Here is a 16,107-nt window from a genome sequence, read left to right as displayed (position 1 = left end):
CAAACGTATATGATTGTTTTTTAGTGCCTTGATGCTGTGTAATATAGATTTTAAAAGATCTAAGTTTTATTTTGATGGATTTATTCCATTTTACTTATGGATATATTCCAAAATTTGTATATTAGCATATGGGAAATGATCAAACAATAGAAGTACAACGTTTTATAGAAGTCCGCAAAGAATTGGGGTTTACACAGTCAGAATTTGCTAAGTTGTTAGGTGTATCTAATACAACAGTAGATATAGAACGGGGACGCACTAAGCTATCTGGTAAAGTTGTAAAAGAACTTTTAAAACAGTTTGAAATTAATCCGCTTTGGCTTTTTGGTGATGGAAATCAGAAATACCTATCTGCAGCAGTAAATAGTGTTATTCCTAAATTTATTACAGTAGATGCAGAAGATAACGAGAATATGGTTTTAGTAAATGCAAAAGCTGCAGCTGGCTACCCACAAAATATACAAGATGCTAGTTGGTATAAACAATTACCTGCTTTTGATTTACCTATTCCAGAGTTTAGAAATGCAACTTACAGAGGATTTCAGGTTGAAGGAGATAGTATGTTGCCTAATTTGTATCCAGCAGAATGGGTCTTGGCTAAGGCTACAGAGAGTTTAAATGACATTAGTGCAAATAAAATGTATGTTGTGGTTTTGTATGATGCCGTTTTGGTTAAAAAAATAGAGAAAGTACCTAATAGTAATTTTGTGTCATTAGTTTCTTTAAATGAGACGTATCCGCCTTACCAAGTAGCTGCAAATCAAATACAAGAACTTTGGCAAGTAAATAGTAAAATTTCTTTTGGTTTAGATACAACCACAGAAAAAGGATTATTAAAAGAACTTCAGGAATCTATGGAAGAGTTAAAAAAAAGAATAAAGTAATAAGCTTATGCCATACCTTGCATTGCTAAATAGGTAACAACCCATACAATTACAGAGGAAAAGAAAATACCAATAACGTTAGCTAAAAAAGCCTTTTTTCTTTCAATTTTAAATAAATAAGTTGCAATTGTACCTGCGTATACACCAGTACCAGGTACAGGTAGCATTACAAAAAAGATTAAGCCCCAAAAGCCATACTTTTTAATTTTATCTCCAGAACCAGTTTTTGCCTTACGAGCTACAAAAATTGCACCTTTTTTATACACACGCCACTTTAATAAATAATGATTTACTTTATTTAAGAAAAAAAGCATTATTGGAAAAACAAGTACATTAGAAGCAAAGCATAATATAAAAACAAGGTATATGTTTAACCCATTGTACATACCATAAGGTATGCCAACTTTGGCTTCTCCAAACGGAGATAAGCTCCACAACATTGCTATAATATATTCTATAATCACTCTTGCTAATTTTTAAAAATGCAAATCTAACATTCCCATTCTAAAATAAACATAAAAAAATATTAATTTTAATGTTTATAACAGCTATAAAAACGTCATATTAGTCGTAATAGTATTTCTTTTTTTATAAAATCCTCTTTTTAGAAAAAATATTAAAATGAATTGCTCATATACTTGTGATGCTCTTCATTTTTTAGTACCATATATTTAGAACAATGAACGCTAAGTCCAAGACATTGTTTTGCACGTATATTTTATAGAAAATTGAATATGAAAGAGAAGATAAAGCTAGAAAATATAAATAACCAAAACCACCAGTACAACCATAACTTAAATACATCTAAATTAAAAATATATAAGCCGGCAATAATTAGTTTTATCATGCTAATTTTTGGTCTTGCTTTAGATTATTTTAAAATTGTCTCATTCTTTAATGGTACAATTAGATTAGTTTGGTATACTATTGCATATTTACCAGTAGGCCTACCAGTATTAAAACAGGGGTGGAAAAGTATAAAAAAAGGCAGCTATTTTACAGAGTTCTTATTAATGTCTATAGCTACAATTGGGGCGTTTATTTTGGGGGAATATCCAGAAGGTGTATCAGTAATGCTTTTTTATGCGGTAGGAGAGCTTTTTCAGGGATTTGCTGTTAAAAGAGCTAAAAGTAACATACAAGCTCTGTTGGATGTAAGGCCTAATGAGGCTCTTGTTTTTAGAAAAAATAGCTATGTAACTGTAGCGCCAGAGGATATAAAAGTAGGAGAGAAAATACAGGTTAGAGTAGGCGAAAAAGTAGCTGTAGATGGAGTTCTGTTATCTACCAGAGCATCATTAAATACAGCAGCTATAACAGGGGAGAGCAAGCCAAATACCATAGGTAAAAATGAAACAGTTTATGCTGGTAGTATTAATTTACAAGATGTAATAGAAGTTAAAGCAACTAAAAAGTTTAAAGAGAGTTCTATAGCTCGCATATTAGATTTAGTACAAAATGCTACAGCTCTCAAATCTAAAACGGAATTATTTATTAGGAAATTTGCTAAAATATACACACCAATTGTAGTGTTTTTAGCTATAGGTTTAACGCTTTTACCTTTCTTTTTTGTAAATGACTATGTGTTTAGAGATTGGTTATATAGGGCGTTAATATTTTTAGTTATTTCTTGTCCTTGTGCATTGGTTATTTCTATTCCATTAGGTTATTTTGGAGGGTTAGGTGCAGCGTCTAAAAATGGTATTTTATTTAAAGGAGCATCATTTTTAGATACAATTGCTAAGGTAAATACTTTAGCAATGGACAAAACAGGAACAATTACAAAAGGAGTCTTCAAAATTCAGGAATTAGTGTCTTTTAGTATAGATGAAAAAGAAATGATGCAATATATGCTTGCGTTAGAGTCTAAATCTACACATCCAATTGCGCAAGCACTTTTAGATTATCCTTTAGATAAAACATACATTGCTACAGATATACAAGAGGTAGCTGGTAAAGGAATTAGAGGTGTTGTTAACGGTAAAAAAGTTCTGGTAGGCAATACGGCGTTATTGTTAGATTATAAGATAGATGCGCTAACCGAAATTGAAGACATTGTGGAGTCTAGTGTGTTAGTAGCTATAGATGGCCAGTTTGTTGGTTACGTTATAATTGCTGATGAGATAAAAGAAGATGCTAAAGAAACAGTTTCAGAAGCCTACAAAATAGGAGTTAAAGATTTTTATATGTTCTCTGGTGATAGAGATTGCATTACAAAAAAAGTAGCAAAAGAAGCAAATGTTTTACGTGCCAAAGGCGGACTGTTACCTGAAGATAAATTAAAAGAGGTTGAAGAATTAATGAAAGATCCCAAAGCTGTTGTAGCATTTGTTGGAGATGGTATTAATGACGCACCTGTACTTGCTGTTAGTGATGTTGGTATAGCAATGGGAGGCTTGGGTAGTGACTTAGCTATAGAAACAGCAGACGTAATTATACAAACAGACCAGTTATCTAAAATTGTAAAAGCTATAAAAATAGGAAGATCTACACGTAAGGTAGTTTGGCAAAATATAGTATTGGCTTTTGGCGTAAAGTTAATTGTATTACTTTTAGGAGCTTTAGGTTTGGCTACAATGTGGGGCGCCGTTTTTGCAGATGTTGGTGTTGCATTACTAGCTATATTAAATGCTGTTAGATTACAAAGAATGAAATGGTAAAACAATAAGTTAGTGTATGAAAAATATAGAGAAAACATCACCTTTTAATATTACTAATCAGGAGTTGAGTTTTGGTGTTGTTACTACATTAGAAACTAATAACGAGGTATCAGTAAAAAATAGTATTTGTTGTAAGGAACAAACTTTATTGGCTAATTATATTTATAATGAAGACGGAGGATATAATCTAGTATACACTATTATAGATGACAATGGAAAGGTAGAAAGCTTTATAGAAGATGATGGCATTTTACCAAGCTTATTTCTTAGTCCCTCTTTAGAAAACTACGTATCTGTTGTTCCATATCATCCAAATAAAGAATTAGAAGTTAGTATACCTCTTTTTAATAGAGAAGAAACTAAACTACCTAAGGGTAATAGACCTTTTACAGGTAAGTTTATTGGAGTTTCTAATCAGTTTTCAATATTTTATGACGTAGATATTTGGAACGACAAAAAGCCAGACAAACTTTTAGCAATAGAATTTAAAAATGGTATTCTAAAAAAGAAGCATAATAAAAAGGTTTCACTCCCAAGAAACAATAACATATTTATAGGTAGAGATGAAATACATTTGTTAAGTAGTAAAGGTAGTACGTGGTTACATAGGCAAATAGATGAAAAAGGAGTTGAGTTAAGAAGTAGAGAGCTAAATGCTACTACAAATTATTTTAGGCAAATTATTAGTCTATCTTTTGAGTCTAATTCTTACGTTTTAAGTGAAGAAGAAGGTAAAATTAGTATAGAGACTATATCGCCAAATAATGTTTGTACCTCTAAAACTCTAATAGATATTAAAGATAGGTTTTATAATACTTGGAACCCTGTACAAATTAATGAAAATACTTTTGTAGTTAGGTTTAATACGGAATTTGGCAATGGATGGATAACAATAAAAAATGATGAAATTTTAGAACTTTTTTATAGCAAAGATGTAAAAGGTTACAAAGACTTGGTTAATAATATAGTATTAGAGTTAAAGGAATCTAATCTAATTTTATCTAGCGTAAATAAAACAGTAGAAAATGGTTATGCTATTGTGTTTTATCCTGTTGTAGATAGAAAAGAAAAGAATAAAAAAGTATTAGTCTTGCAAAGGATATTAGACTAATTAAATAAGAGTATTTTTGCTCTAGATTTTATATAGTATGTTACAGAACTTTAAAACATATCTTTTTGATAAAATGGGAGTGGATACTACTACCTACAAGCAATTAGAGCCTCACATAAAAAGTAAAGTTGTTTTTAAGGGAGAACAAATTCTAAAATATGGCGATGTATGTCTGCATACATTTTATGTAGAAAAAGGTGTTTTACGCTTGTACGGATTAGATGAAAATGGCAAAGAAAATATTCTGCAATTTGGTACAGAAAATTGGTTTGTTACAGATAGAGATAGTGTATATTTTAAAGAACCTTCAAACTATTTTATAGATGCTTTAGAGGATACAACTGTAGTATTATTAGATGAAGATTTTATAGAGTTAGTAGCAAAATTAAATCCTTCTTTTAGAAAAAAAAATGAAAAATTACTACACAATCACATTCGTCATTTAAACAGAAGAATACATTTGCTTTTAGGAGCATCTGCAAAATCAAGATATTTAGAGTTTGTAAAATTGTATCCAGATGTTTTGTTACGTGTTCCGCAGTGGATGATTGCTTCCTACTTAGGAATAACCCCCGAGAGTTTAAGTAGAATACGTAAAGATTTAGCTAAGCAGAATAGTATACCTAATTAGTAATTAAAAAATCATAGGAACTTCCATAAGTAATAATTTACTGTTTTTACTAGCATTTATGGTAATACTGTCTGTTTCCCAAAGACCAAAACCATCACGCTTATTTAACTGTTGATTTTCAATTTCTATATCACCCTCTAAAACAAAAGCATATATACCATTGCCCTTTTTGTTTATAGTATAGGTAGTAGTTGTATCATTAGTAAAATCACCTAAATTAAACCAAACATCTTGGTAAATCCATACACCGGCATCCTCTTTATTAGGAGACAATATTTGGTATAACTTATTAGGTTTATGTAGATCTGCTGTAGAAATTTGATCATATCTAGGGTTAACATTTTCTGTATTAGGAATAATCCAAATTTGCAAAAACTGAACAGCTTTATCTAGGTTTTTGTTATGTTCACTATGCATAACTCCAGTACCAGCGCTCATAACTTGTATGTCTCCCTCTTTAATTACTGTAGAATTACCCATATTGTCTTGGTGCTGTAAATCGCCCATTAATGGTATAGAAATTATTTCCATATTTTTATGTGGGTGAGTACCAAAGCCTCTGCCTTCTGTAACGGTATCATCATTTAATACACGTAATGCACCAAAATTCATACGTTCTGCATCCTGGTAATTAGCAAAGCTAAAGGTGTGGTAAGAGTTTAACCAACCGTGGTTTGCGTGTCCTCTTGTATCTGCTTTATGTAGTATTGTTTTCATAACCATTTGTTAGTATAATGCAAATTTAAGTACCTATACTATATTTTACATTGATGTATGTTAAGAACTTATATTAAGACTTTATTTTACTCTTATAAACTTAAAAGTTATACTTATTTTTGTGCTTTTCTAAACTAGTTGTTTTTATAATGAATAAATCCTCTAACACCACCTTAATAATACTGGCTTTTTTCTCTATTTATGTAATTTGGGGATCTACCTATTTATTAAATAAAATTGCTGTAACAGAGTTGCCACCTTTTATGTTAGCGGCAATACGTTTTATTACTGCTGGTTTACTAGTTTTTATTATAAGTAAATTTTTAAAAATAGAAATAAAAGTAACAGCAAAACAATTGCTAAATACAGTAATAGCAGGCTTTTTATTTTTAGCTTTAGGAAACGGAGTAGTGGTGTGGGCTCTACGTTATGTAGATAGTGGTTTTGCTGCATTAGAAATATCAGCACAACCACTAGTAGTCTTATTGTTAATGAGAATTTTTCAGGGTAAAAAAATAAAACCAATGTCTATTGTTGGTGTTGTTTTAGGCATTATTGGTATCTACTTATTGGTAAGTCAAAAACAAGTTGTTAACCAAGAAGGATCTCTTTTAGGTATGATAATGATATTTATTTGTATGATTAGTTGGTCTAGTGGTAGTTTGTTTGTTGCTAAGTATGACTTGCCTAAAAATTATTTTGTAAATACAGGTTATCAAATGTTATCAGGTGGTTTCTTTTTATTAATTGCTAGTTTTTATTTTGGTGAAACTTGGTCATTACCAACAGAATGGGAAGGAAAAACACAAATGGCAATGCTACTTTTAATTGTTTTTGGTAGTATAGTTGCATTTACCTCTTTTAATTATTTATTAAAGTTTGTATCACCAGAAAAAGTTGCAACTTCTACCTATGTAAACCCAATTATAGCATTACTTTTAGGATGGTATTTTTTAGATGAAACTATTACAGCACAATCTGTTGCGGCCGCAGTAATACTTTTAACAGGAGTTTATTTTATTAATACCAAGAAAAAAATTATGATATTTTCTAGATTCTCTAACCGAATAGGAAAAAAGTCTTAATTTTTACTATATCTATATTTTTTTTAAAATTTGTGAATAGTTTTTTCGCTAATTATTCGTTAAAAGCGCGCTAAAGAATGTATTTTTGCAGCCCAATAGAAATGGATACTATGACGAAGACTGCTTTCGAATTACAAGAAAAGAAGACAGACAAAGAGCTTTATGACTACCAAAAAGGAGCTTTAAATGAGATTTTTGAGCGCTTTGAGTCTGCTCCAGATGACCATCATTTACTATACCAATTGCCTACAGGTGGTGGTAAAACTGTTATATTTTCTGAAATAGTAAGACAGTACCTTAAGCACCACCAAAAAAAGGTGTTAATTATGACGCACCGTGTAGAACTGTGTAACCAAACGTCTAAAATGTTAGATAGTTTTGGTGTAATTAGTAAGGTAGTAAACAGTACAGCAAATTTAGATGACCAAGAAAGGTATAGTTGTTTTGTTGCAATGGTAGAAACCCTTAACAATCGTTTAAATGATGATATGTTAGATATATCTGACATTGGTCTTGTAATTATTGATGAGGCACATTACAACTCATTTACTAAGCTTTTTAAATTTTTTGATAAATCTTTTATTTTAGGAGTTACAGCAACACCTTTAAGTTCTAACAAGAACTTACCAATGAAAGATAATTATGATGAGCTAATTACAGGTGAAAGTATTGGTTCTCTTATAGAAAACGAGTTTTTGGCTCGTGCAGAAGTACACCAATATAATATGGGATTAACATCGTTAGAAATTGGTTCTAATGGTGATTATACCGTAAAATCTTCAGAAGATTTATACTCTAGCACAGCAATGTTAGATAAGCTTATGGAGGCTTATAAAGAGCATTCTAAAAATAAAAAAACACTTATTTTTAATAACGGTATTAACACATCTATACAAGTATATTATACTTTTAAAGATGCTGGCTACCCTGTAATGCATTTAGATAATACGGCCACAAAAAAACAGCGTAAACAAATATTAAACTGGTTTAAAGAAACTCCAGATGCCATTTTAACATCTGTGAGTATTTTAACTACTGGTTTTGATGAGCCTACAATAGACACTATTATATTAAACAGAGCAACCAAATCTCTTACATTGTATTATCAGATGATTGGTCGTGGTTCTCGTATTTTAAATAATAAATCTAAATTTACGGTAATAGATTTAGGTAACAATTACCATAGGTTTGGACCTTGGGGAGCAGATTTAGATTGGCAAACAATCTTTAGTAACCCTAATTTTTATATGGATCGTTTAAAGAACGATGAAGATATAGAAAGTACCTTTAAGCACGAGATGCCAGAGGAAATTCGTGAACAATTTGCAAAATCCGAAGAGGTCTATTTTGATATAAAAGAAACATATGTAAGTGCCGTTTCTGGAGGTGAATCGTCTAAAGTAGTTTTAGAACGTTCTATAGAGCAGCACGCAAAAATATGTATAGAAAACAGTGAAGATGTTTATGATGCTCTTGCTTTATCTAAAATATTAGATGGTGATATAGATCACCGTATACAAATGTACGCAAAGTGTATAAGCAGAAGTACATTTAACTTTTTGAGTTGGTTAAAAGATGATTACAAAAAGAGATTAACAGCTTATTTAAGAGAGAATTTTGATAGAGATTTTGAAAAAATACACGGTTATCCACCAGAAGATTAATTTTCTAAATCTATTAATATTAAAAGTGTTCAATAATTATTGAGCACTTTTTTTTTGGTATAAATAATAGGAATATACTAAGTGATATTTTTTCATTAAAAAGTATTTAAAATGAAAAAGAGTCTTGTCGGCAAAAACAAGACTCTTTTTACGAGAACACTATATGAAAATGAAAAATTTATTCTTTTTTAATAACACTACTAATATATATAGACTTTAAAGGTTTTAAAATTTTATGTTGTAAAAGAGCTATTTTATGTGGTCAAAATAGAAGTTTATGTTGTGGGGCTTTTTTGTGCTCTTAATTTCGTTTTAAAAAGCAATTATTGGGCCTACAGAAAAATGGTTTCTTTTTTTGAGTTAAAATAACTTGAAGCTAATTAGTGTGCTATATAAAAAGCTTTTAAAATGAAAAAGAGTCTTGTCGGCAAAAACAAGACTCTTTTTACGAGAACACTATATGAAAATGAAAATTTTATTCTAACTAACTATACAGCAAATATATAGTGATTGTAAGGTTTGTAAAACTTTATGTTGTCAACGTGTTCTAATATGTGGTTAGTGTAGATAAGTATGTTGTAGGCTTATCTATACTTTAAACTTATTCTATTACTTTACTGCTTTAACAACAGCTCCTAAAAAGCCATTTAAGTCAAAAATAGGATATGTTGCAAGTCCGGTTCTTACAACAACTAAATCTTTAGACGGTATTACAAAAACATACTGCCCCTGGTAACCACTAGCGTAATACATATCTTTAGGAACATCAGGGAACCTGCCTTCTGCATTTAACCAAAAATGACCACCGTAAGTACCGTCTGAGTGTGCAGTAGGTTTAGAAACATAGTCTACCCACTCAGAATCAAAAATTCTTTCCCCATTCCAATTTCCTTTGTGTAAGTATAGTAATCCAAATTTAGCCCAATCTCTAGTGGTTGCCCAGCCATAAGAAGAACCTACGTAATTACCTTCCATATCTGCTTCAATTAACATAGAGTGCATTCCTATTTTATCTATTAAACTAGCATAAGGAAAATCTAAATATTCTTGATGAGTTTTAAAATTCTTTTTTAATAAACCAGATAATAAGTTAGATGTACCTGAAGAATAATTCCAAATTTCTGTTGGTTTAGCAATAGCTTCTTTTTTTTGTTGAACCAAAGTCATATCAGACTCTAAAAAAAGCATTTTAGTAGCATCAGATATTTCTGTGTAGTTTTCATCCCATTCTAAACCACTTTGCATACGCAGTAGATGATTGTAAGTGATGTTTTTTCTTTCGTCATTTTGCCACTCAGGAATAGGAGCTAATTGGTTAACGTTTAATTTTCCCTTACACTGCAATATTCCGTATAAGGTAGATACAATACTTTTTGTCATAGACCAACCTAAAATTTTAGTGTCAGCCGTAAAACCGCCAGCATAATTTTCTGCAATAATCTGGTCTTTGTAAATAACAATTGTACTTCTTGTTTTTTGGATATCTGGATTAGAAAAACCTATATCTATAGCTTTTTGTAGTGCAGTATAGTCTATGGTAGTAAATACAGTGTCTTTTTGTTTTTTATCGCCATAAGGAAAAGGCAAACCAGTTTTTGTGAAATTTCTACGTGGTTGTAGCGTAAACTTAGTTGGGTCATAATCATCATTAATTAAAACAGCTCCTAAACCATCTCTGTAAACCGCTTTACGTGTCATTAATCCAAAAACTGAAGACGTAGCACTTTTGGTATTTTTATCAACCTTAGAGTCTGCTAATTTTATTAATGGCACATTGTTATCTACGGTATTAATTTCCTCAGCTGTTCTATCTGCAATAAAAACATTAGATGCCATATTTTTAACTGCATAACCAGAAATCATATTTAATTTTGGATAATTGTAAACAACGGCTACAATTACAACAACTAACAAAACAAGTAATACTCTTTTTAAATTTTTCATTTTAGAATGGGTTAATCTCTATTTCAAAAATAGTAGATTTTACTTAATACCATTCATTATCTTGCAGTAATATAAATTAATAATAGTATGAAGTCTTTAGTCCTTAGCATTGTGGTTGTTTTAAGTGTTGTATTTAATAGTTATGCGCAACAAAAAGAAATAACTAATAGTTTATATAGTACTTATGATACATATAAAGAAGGTAGTTTAAAAGATCGTAGAATTAAACATAAAAGCATACAGCCATTATTGCAGAAGTTTGCAAACAACACTAAGTTTAAGGTTGCTAAAGTAGGAGAGTCTATAGAAGGACGTAGTATATCTTTGGTAAGTATTGGTACCGGTAAAATTAATGTCTTTTTATGGTCTCAGATGCACGGAGATGAGCCTACAGCTACACAAGCTATTTTTGATATTCTTAATTTTTTAAATGCAGATTCTTTTACTGATGAAAAAAAAGAAATATTAAGTAACTTAACTTTACACTTTTTACCAATGCTTAATCCAGATGGAGCAGAGCACTATACTCGCAGAAATACTTTAGGTATAGATATAAACAGAGATGCTTTGCATTTACAATCTCCAGAGGGTAGGGTTTTAAAAAGAGTTAGAGATAGTCTTAAGGCAGATTTTGGCTTTAATTTACACGACCAAAGTACGTACTACAATGCAGAGCGTACAAACAAACCTGCAACTATATCTTATTTAGCGCCTGCTTATAACTACGAAAAAGATATTGATAGCGTACGTGGTAATGCTATGAAGGTAATTGTGTTTATGAATAGCATTATACAAAAATATGCGCCAGGACAAGTAGGGCGTTATAATGATGATTTTGAACCGCGTGCTTTTGGTGATAATATACAAAAATGGGGTACAAGTGCTATTTTAATAGAATCTGGTGGTAATTATGATGACATAGAGAAGCAAGAAATACGTAAGCTAAATTACGTATCTATATTATCTGCTATATACACTATTGCAAATGGGTCTTATGCTAATATTCCTATAGATGATTATAATAAAATCCCTGAAAACGATAGAAAAATGTTCGACTTAAAAATGACTAACGTTAGTTATAATTTGTTAGGTAAAACATACAAGTTAGATATAGGAATTAACCATACAGAAATAGATAACCCTAAACACACCGAGTTTTATAATTTAGGTAGAATAGCAGATCAGGGAGACTTATCTACCTATTATGGGTATTTTACTTTTAATGCAAAAGGTTATACTATAGTACCTGCAAAAGTATATCCTAAAACAATAGCTAATTTAGATCAGTTTTTAGGTTTAAAAGCACTTTCTTTTTTAAAGGAAGGTTTTATGTATATTCCTGTTGCTACAATACCTAGTAAAGTTAAAAGTACCAAATTACCCTTACATATAGTTAATACTGGTTATGTATTACCTAAAACGTTACGATTAACACCTGGTAAAAATCCTAATTTCTTTTTAGAGAAAAATGGTAAAATTGCTTACGCAGTTGTTAATGGTTATTTAATAGATTTAACTACAGGTAAAGGTACTTTTACAAATGGTTTGGTATTAAAAAATGATTAGTACCCAAATCCAGTAATTACTTGTTGTGGGTTTCTAAGTATTGCAGTTAGCATTGTAAAACTAATTAATACTATGCTAATAAATACACTTATTACAAATGCTTTGTAAATTGCTGGTTTGTTGCCAATGGCACTTTCGTGGATAATTTCTTTTAGTATTCCCATTTTATTATATGTTATAGTGTTAGTAATTGGTTTGCAATTGCATTTCGTGTAAATACTAATTGCTTGGTATATTATTAAAACAACTATAGCTAGGAAAACCCTACTTTTTAGGCAAAAAAAAAGAGCTTCTAAATTAGAAACTCTTTTTAATTCATAAAATTAATATTATAGACCGCAACCACCAGTAAAACCGTCTGCGCTAAATTTGGTTTGTACAGCGCCTTCTCTGTTTTGTTTTTTAACTTGTATTACCAGGTTACTTGTGCCACTACCATCTCTTTTAGGAGTACAGTACTCAAATAAGTAAAAACTATTAGCTCTTTCAGATATTTTAGTAGAAATCTCGTTAAATGTAGTTTCTAACTCTTCTTTATTAGTTGCAAATACACTAAATGTTTTACCAAGTTCTTTTAAAACTTCAGTATCAATTTCACTACCCAAACCAATAGAAAAGAAAGATATGTTAGGATCAGCATCGGTTACCTTTTTTAAGGCAGCAGCTTTAGTGTATCTAGACGCTTGGTCTGTACCATCTGTAAATAAAACTACAGAGGCTGCGCCAATAACATCTTTTGCTGTATTATCTTTTAAATATTTACTAGCTAAATCTGTAGATCTTATTGCTGCCCCATATAAATCTGTAGAGGCATCAGAGCTAATAGTACTTGTGATACTTTCTATTGCAGCAATTAACTCGTCTCTAGAAGAAGTTAAAGGGTTTAATTCATGAAATTTATCTTCACCATCAAACCAATGAATACTCATTTTAAAAGAGTCACTTTTTTTGTCTTCTTCTGGCATTACATTATTTATAAAACTAATAGACGCAGCTTTTAATTCATCTAAACTACTATCTAATACACTTTTACTTAAATCTAATACAAGTAATGTGCTGTTATTAAATATTTGTCCGTTAGGAGATATATCTTTTGAAGACTCGGTAGTAGATATTCTATTAAAACAGTCATCATTTCTACCTTGTTCATATATTGTAAAGTCATCTTCTACTAAGCCAACTACAGGGTTGCCGTCTGCGTCAGATACTTTAAAAAAGACTGATACTTTAGAGGGTTTAGCTGTGTATTGTTCTTGTATAGATAATATTAGATCATTCTCGCCAAAACCAAGGCAATCATCTACGGTTGTTCCTTTTCCTAATTCACCTTTATCGTTAAAGTCAAACTTTACATCATCGTCTGCATTACCGCAAGAAATAAATAAAAGTGTTAGGCAAAAAAGTGAAAAAATCTTCCAATTCAATTTCATATATAATAATTTATGTTCATTAATGTTAACGGCTGTAAACGTACAAAATTATAGACCTATTAAAGCAAACGCTGTTAAAAAATGTTAAGGTTTTACATTAAATAGTTACAGAGCTATTAATAGTTATAATAGTGCCACTCAATACTTTTTTTTTAAGTAAATTGTCATTGCTTAGGTACTAGTCGTTTTAAAATAGCTATTTACTAGCAAAAGATATGCCAACAAATAAGGGCACAAGAGTGTTTTTTCTGTGTTAAGTTTAAAAATAAAATAGAGTAGTTTATGAAAGTTTTATTGTTTGGTGTAACAAAAGATATCATTGGTTCTAGTATATTAGATGTTTCTAATTTTGCAACCAACGCAGATACAACGGTTGGACAGTTACACCAGTATTTGCAAGAAAAATATCCAGATTTAAAAAAACTGTCATCTTTAGCTATAGCTGTAAATAATAGTTATGCACAAGAGAGTGTTACTCTACAAGAGACAGATGAAATTGCTTTAATACCACCAGTTAGTGGCTGATAAATTATAGACAAACGAAAGGAGAATAATGCTGATAGATAATCATAATAGAAAAATAAACTACTTGCGCTTAGCGGTTACAGATAGATGTAATTTACGTTGCAACTATTGTATGCCATCTGAGGGTATTAATTTTGCAAAAAACGATAAGCTTTTTACTATTGAAGAATTGGTGAAACTTAGCGAAATTGTTGTTTCGCAGGGTATAGATAAAATTAGAATTACTGGTGGTGAGCCTTTTGTACGTAAAGATCTTATGGTTTTACTTCGTAAACTAGCTGCTTTAAATGGTTTAAACGATATTTCTATAACTACTAATGCAACACTAATTGGCCCACATATAGCAGAACTAAAAGAACTAGGCATTACAAATGTTAATGTAAGCTTAGATGCAATTAACAAGCAAACGTTTAATAAAATTACACGTAGAGATACTTATGACACAGTACATAGTAACTTAATAAAATTAATAACAGAAGGCTTTAATGTACGTATTAATTTTATTGTTTTAGATAACCAAAATACAGAGGATATTATTCCTATTTTAGAGCTAATGAAGCATTACAACGTTTCTATTAGGTTTTTAGAAGAAATGCCATTTAATGGAGGTTCAAAAGAGTTTTCAACCATAAAATGGAATTACAAAAGTATTTTTAATCATATAAAAACAACTTTTCCTAAAATTGAAAAATTAGAGTCTCCTGCTACATCAACTTCTATCAACTATAAAATAAAAGGGCATAAGAGTACCTTTGGTTTAATACCATCTTTTAGTAGAACTTTTTGTAGTTCTTGCAATAGACTTCGTATTTCTGCAACTGGTGATATTATTACTTGTTTATATGCTAAGCCTAGTGCTAACTTAAGAGCTATTTTAAGAGAGGGGAATTCTGATGAATCTGTTAAGGAGCAAATTTTAAAGGCTGTTGGTAGTAGAGCAAAAACAGGTTTTGAAGCTCAAGAGAAATACGATGGTATTTTTAGTAACTCTATGACATCTATAGGAGGGTAAACTTATTACAATCAAAAAAAACTATTTTACTTTGAAAAAAACACAACTTTACGGACTGGTATTAGCTGGCGGTAAAAGTACCAGAATGGGTACAGATAAGGGAGCTATAACTTACCACAATATTCCACAAAGAGATTATGTATATAATTTACTAGATCAAGTATGTGATGCTACTTTTTACAGCATAAGAGAAGATCAACAAACAGAATTTACAAATGACAATGTTATTGTAGATAAAAATGACTTTAAAGGTCCTTATAATGGTTTGCTAAGTGCTTATAAACACAATAAAAATGTTGCATGGTTGGTAGTTGCTTGTGACTTGCCTTTGCTTAACATTGCTGCATTAGAACAATTAAAACAAGAAAGAGATAACACTAAACTAGCAACAGCTTTTGCAACAACAGAGAGTAAATTGCCAGAGCCCTTGTGTGCTATTTGGGAGCCAAATGCCTTAAAAACGTCTGTAGATTATTTAAATGAAGGTAATGGTAGTTGTCCACGTAAATTTTTAATTAATAATGCTAATGTTAAACTTGTTTATCCAGAGCAAGACCAAGTTTTGCTTAATGCAAATTCTAAAGGAGAATATAAAGTTGCATTACAAAAAATAGAGATACAACTTACTAAGTAGTTATATAAGTTATGATGAGGTACGTAAGACAAACCGTTTTAAAAGAGTTTGGAGAGGCAGCACAAGAAAAATTGACTAAAGCAAAGGTTTTAGTTATTGGTGTTGGTGGTTTGGGTATTCCTGTTTTGCAATACTTAAATGCAATGGGTGTTGGTACTTTGGGTTTGGTAGAAGCAGATACTATTGATATTACCAATTTACAGCGTCAGGTATTGTATACAGAGGCTGAGGTTGGTTACTCTAA

At 30.7% G+C, this 16,107-nt stretch carries 16 protein-coding genes; 11 read left to right on the top strand and 5 right to left on the bottom strand.

Translation table 11 applies throughout. The features are described from left to right. The first annotated feature begins 128 nt into the window (after nt 1-128). The gene (locus tag ABJD66_RS11630) at nt 129-884 is read left to right on the top strand and encodes a LexA family transcriptional regulator (protein WP_348131716.1); all 756 of its coding nucleotides are present in this window, start codon (nt 129-131) and stop codon (nt 882-884) included. Nucleotides 885-889: 5 nt separating this feature from the next. On the opposite strand, the gene ABJD66_RS11625 is transcribed toward ABJD66_RS11630, so the two are convergent. After that, nucleotides 890-1,348 carry a small multi-drug export protein gene (locus tag ABJD66_RS11625; RefSeq protein WP_100896095.1) on the bottom strand — a complete coding sequence of 153 codons (459 nt, stop codon included), beginning with the start codon at nt 1,346-1,348 and terminating at the stop codon, nt 890-892. A 270-nt stretch (nt 1,349-1,618) separates the two neighbouring features. Between ABJD66_RS11625 and ABJD66_RS11620 the strand changes: the two genes are divergently transcribed. The 3 genes from ABJD66_RS11620 to ABJD66_RS11610 are packed head-to-tail and all read left to right on the top strand — an operon-like array spanning nt 1,619 to nt 5,286. Continuing rightward, the gene (locus tag ABJD66_RS11620; protein WP_348131712.1) at nt 1,619-3,544 is read left to right on the top strand and encodes a heavy metal translocating P-type ATPase; all 1,926 of its coding nucleotides are present in this window, start codon (nt 1,619-1,621) and stop codon (nt 3,542-3,544) included. A 16-nt stretch (nt 3,545-3,560) separates the two neighbouring features. After that, entirely contained in the window at nt 3,561-4,655 is a 1,095-nt protein-coding gene (locus ABJD66_RS11615; RefSeq protein ID WP_348131709.1) for a hypothetical protein, read from the top strand. Between the two features lie 37 nt (nt 4,656-4,692). Further along, complete coding sequence (locus ABJD66_RS11610; RefSeq protein WP_348131706.1) at nt 4,693-5,286, top strand: Crp/Fnr family transcriptional regulator; 594 nt, start codon at nt 4,693-4,695, stop codon at nt 5,284-5,286. Between the two features lie 3 nt (nt 5,287-5,289). Here ABJD66_RS11610 and ABJD66_RS11605 read toward each other — a convergent pair whose 3' ends face one another. Next, nucleotides 5,290-6,003, bottom strand: a complete 714-nt coding sequence (locus ABJD66_RS11605) for a pirin family protein (protein WP_348131703.1) — start codon at nt 6,001-6,003, stop codon at nt 5,290-5,292. Between the two features lie 149 nt (nt 6,004-6,152). Here ABJD66_RS11605 and ABJD66_RS11600 point away from each other — a divergent pair, with 149 nt between their 5' ends. Both ABJD66_RS11600 and ABJD66_RS11595 read left to right on the top strand, forming a co-directional pair. Further along, nucleotides 6,153-7,088, top strand: a complete 936-nt coding sequence (locus ABJD66_RS11600; RefSeq protein WP_100896087.1) for an EamA family transporter — start codon at nt 6,153-6,155, stop codon at nt 7,086-7,088. A 110-nt stretch (nt 7,089-7,198) separates the two neighbouring features. Further along, nucleotides 7,199-8,752, top strand: a complete 1,554-nt coding sequence (locus ABJD66_RS11595) for a DEAD/DEAH box helicase family protein (protein WP_198519440.1) — start codon at nt 7,199-7,201, stop codon at nt 8,750-8,752. A gap of 609 nt (nt 8,753-9,361) precedes the next feature. Here ABJD66_RS11595 and ABJD66_RS11590 read toward each other — a convergent pair. Further along, nucleotides 9,362-10,696: a serine hydrolase gene (locus tag ABJD66_RS11590; protein WP_348131699.1), complete on the bottom strand. Its 1,335-nt coding sequence runs from the start codon at nt 10,694-10,696 to the stop codon at nt 9,362-9,364. A gap of 87 nt (nt 10,697-10,783) precedes the next feature. Between ABJD66_RS11590 and ABJD66_RS11585 the strand changes: the two genes are divergently transcribed. Beyond that, entirely contained in the window at nt 10,784-12,262 is a 1,479-nt protein-coding gene (locus ABJD66_RS11585) for a M14 family zinc carboxypeptidase (RefSeq protein ID WP_348131691.1), read from the top strand. Here the strand turns inward: ABJD66_RS11585 and ABJD66_RS11580 are convergent. Next, nucleotides 12,259-12,426, bottom strand: coding sequence for a hypothetical protein (locus ABJD66_RS11580; RefSeq protein WP_157811133.1), 168 nt, complete (start codon nt 12,424-12,426; stop codon nt 12,259-12,261). The two genes, ABJD66_RS11585 and ABJD66_RS11580, sit on opposite strands and share 4 nt — an antisense overlap. 165 nt (nt 12,427-12,591) lie before the next feature. Further along, nucleotides 12,592-13,692, bottom strand: a complete 1,101-nt coding sequence (locus tag ABJD66_RS11575) for a VWA domain-containing protein (protein ID WP_348131687.1) — start codon at nt 13,690-13,692, stop codon at nt 12,592-12,594. Between the two features lie 282 nt (nt 13,693-13,974). Here ABJD66_RS11575 and ABJD66_RS11570 point away from each other — a divergent pair, with 282 nt between their 5' ends. The 4 genes from ABJD66_RS11570 to ABJD66_RS11555 all read left to right on the top strand — a co-directional run. After that, nucleotides 13,975-14,217 carry a MoaD/ThiS family protein gene (locus ABJD66_RS11570; RefSeq protein ID WP_348131684.1) on the top strand — a complete coding sequence of 81 codons (243 nt, stop codon included), beginning with the start codon at nt 13,975-13,977 and terminating at the stop codon, nt 14,215-14,217. Nucleotides 14,218-14,245: 28 nt separating this feature from the next. Continuing rightward, on the top strand, nt 14,246-15,229 hold the full coding sequence (gene moaA, locus ABJD66_RS11565) for a GTP 3',8-cyclase MoaA (RefSeq protein WP_348131681.1): 984 nt from the start codon (nt 14,246-14,248) through the stop codon (nt 15,227-15,229). A gap of 31 nt (nt 15,230-15,260) precedes the next feature. After that, nucleotides 15,261-15,863 carry an NTP transferase domain-containing protein gene (locus ABJD66_RS11560; protein ID WP_303542785.1) on the top strand — a complete coding sequence of 201 codons (603 nt, stop codon included), beginning with the start codon at nt 15,261-15,263 and terminating at the stop codon, nt 15,861-15,863. A 14-nt stretch (nt 15,864-15,877) separates the two neighbouring features. Continuing rightward, on the top strand, nt 15,878-16,107 hold a 230-nt coding region (locus tag ABJD66_RS11555; RefSeq protein WP_348131677.1), incomplete at its 3' end, for a ThiF family adenylyltransferase.

It is taken from the genome of Cellulophaga sp. (genome assembly GCF_039943695.1).
Classification (GTDB): Bacteria; Bacteroidota; Bacteroidia; order Flavobacteriales; family Flavobacteriaceae; genus Cellulophaga.
This window is presented reverse-complemented; position numbering and strand designations above follow the sequence as displayed.

Bases quoted from the DNA above. Each gene is read 5' to 3' on its own strand.
- ABJD66_RS11630 (WP_348131716.1), top strand. From the start codon at position 129: ATGGGAAATGATCAAACAATAGAAGTACAACGTTTTATAGAAGTCCGC.
- ABJD66_RS11620 (WP_348131712.1), top strand. From the start codon at position 1,619: ATGAAAGAGAAGATAAAGCTAGAAAATATAAATAACCAAAACCACCAG.
- ABJD66_RS11615 (WP_348131709.1), top strand. From the start codon at position 3,561: ATGAAAAATATAGAGAAAACATCACCTTTTAATATTACTAATCAGGAG.
- ABJD66_RS11610 (WP_348131706.1), top strand. From the start codon at position 4,693: ATGTTACAGAACTTTAAAACATATCTTTTTGATAAAATGGGAGTGGAT.
- ABJD66_RS11605 (WP_348131703.1), bottom strand. From the start codon at position 6,003: ATGAAAACAATACTACATAAAGCAGATACAAGAGGACACGCAAACCAC.
- ABJD66_RS11600 (WP_100896087.1), top strand. From the start codon at position 6,153: ATGAATAAATCCTCTAACACCACCTTAATAATACTGGCTTTTTTCTCT.
- ABJD66_RS11595 (WP_198519440.1), top strand. From the start codon at position 7,199: ATGACGAAGACTGCTTTCGAATTACAAGAAAAGAAGACAGACAAAGAG.
- ABJD66_RS11590 (WP_348131699.1), bottom strand. From the start codon at position 10,696: ATGAAAAATTTAAAAAGAGTATTACTTGTTTTGTTAGTTGTTGTAATT.
- ABJD66_RS11585 (WP_348131691.1), top strand. From the start codon at position 10,784: ATGAAGTCTTTAGTCCTTAGCATTGTGGTTGTTTTAAGTGTTGTATTT.
- ABJD66_RS11580 (WP_157811133.1), bottom strand. From the start codon at position 12,426: ATGGGAATACTAAAAGAAATTATCCACGAAAGTGCCATTGGCAACAAA.
- ABJD66_RS11575 (WP_348131687.1), bottom strand. From the start codon at position 13,692: ATGAAATTGAATTGGAAGATTTTTTCACTTTTTTGCCTAACACTTTTA.
- ABJD66_RS11570 (WP_348131684.1), top strand. From the start codon at position 13,975: ATGAAAGTTTTATTGTTTGGTGTAACAAAAGATATCATTGGTTCTAGT.
- moaA (WP_348131681.1), top strand. From the start codon at position 14,246: ATGCTGATAGATAATCATAATAGAAAAATAAACTACTTGCGCTTAGCG.